Below are 1,149 nucleotides of genomic sequence, written 5' to 3'. Positions count from 1 at the left end.
CTCCCCCCTGGAGGGGGAGATGTCCGGCAGGACAGAGGGGGGCGAACCGCGATGACGCACAATCTGGTATCCGCCAACAGCCGCCGCAATGCGCGCACGATGCGCAAGGTGATGACCGATGCCGAACTCAAGCTTTGGAATGAGATCAGGGCACACAGGCTGATGGGACTGGGGTTTCGGCGCCAGATGCCTATCGCCGGCCATATCGTCGATTTTGCATGCCCGGACAAAAAGCTGATCGTCGAGCTTGATGGTTCCCAGCATGGCCGGGCCGAAACGTCGGAATCGGACGCTGCAAGAACCGCCAAATTCGAAGCGCTGGGCTGGACGGTCCTGCGCTTCTGGAACGACGATGTCATTCGCGATATCGACAATGTCTGCCAGCATGTCATGATTGTGGCTGGGCTGGGCGACGCGTCGTAAGCGCGGAGGTGGAGATTGGGCAAGGCAGGCGCTCCACGGCGCCCCCCTCTGCCCTGCCGGGCATCTCCCCCTCTTGGGGGGAGATTGGCTGCTTTGGGGGCAGCGCCAACATCAGCTATTCAATCCGGCCCAAACCCTGGGCTCGTCGCGCTCCCATCGTCCAGCTTCGACAGCCACTCGACCAACGCCGGGCGATAGCGTGTCAGGCCCTTGTAGTTGGCGAGTTCGTCAGGCAGGTCGCGGATGACGCGGTGCAGGCGCCGGGCCCATTTTGGCTGCGTCACCAGTTCATCCATTTTGATCAGATAGCAGCGGATCGGGAAGACGATGCCGTTGGAGCGCGGCAGCCGCCAGAAGCTCTGCAGTTCGACCCGCAGATGCACCTTGTCGCCGACATTCTCCGGCGTCACCGTCGCCCGGTCCGGCCCCCATTTGTGGTAGTTCTCGGGGCTGGTGTCGAGGCGCGGATTGATGGTCATCGTCCAGTTCAGGCGTCGAGCCGGCTTGCCTTGCTGGATGTTGGTGAGGAATTTCAGCGCCCTGACGAAAATCCCCTTCTCATGCGCCAGCGGCACCGGCGCATGCCATTCGAAGAAGTTCATGCCGATGTCGAAATCGAGCGACCAGTCGGCCTGGGTGGTGACCATGCCGGCATCCATCCACAGATTGCCGTCGCGCTGGTCGAGGATGCAGAAATCGCCCTGGCTCTGCCGGGTGATGTATTCC

The 1,149-nt window shown here is 62.1% G+C and carries 2 protein-coding genes; one reads left to right on the top strand and one right to left on the bottom strand.

Going from position 1 to position 1,149, the window contains the following annotated elements; all coding sequences use genetic code 11:
- The first annotated feature begins 51 nt into the window (after positions 1-51).
- Positions 52-423 (top strand): endonuclease domain-containing protein, encoded by a 372-nt coding sequence (locus tag EN984_RS35465; RefSeq protein ID WP_127270285.1) that lies wholly within the window; start codon positions 52-54, stop codon positions 421-423.
- Positions 424-542: 119 nt separating this feature from the next.
- Here the strand turns inward: EN984_RS35465 and EN984_RS35460 are convergent.
- A partial coding sequence (locus tag EN984_RS35460; RefSeq protein WP_164765960.1) for a DUF3445 domain-containing protein occupies positions 543-1,149 on the bottom strand: 607 nt, incomplete at its 5' end.

It is taken from the genome of Mesorhizobium sp. M7A.F.Ca.CA.004.12.1.1 (assembly GCF_003997835.1).
In the GTDB taxonomy this organism is placed as follows: Bacteria; Pseudomonadota; Alphaproteobacteria; order Rhizobiales; family Rhizobiaceae; genus Mesorhizobium.
This window is presented reverse-complemented; position numbering and strand designations above follow the sequence as displayed.

Coding starts and splice junctions, on each gene's coding strand:
- EN984_RS35465 (WP_127270285.1), top strand. CDS start 52: ATGACGCACAATCTGGTATCCGCCAACAGCCGCCGCAATGCGCGCACG.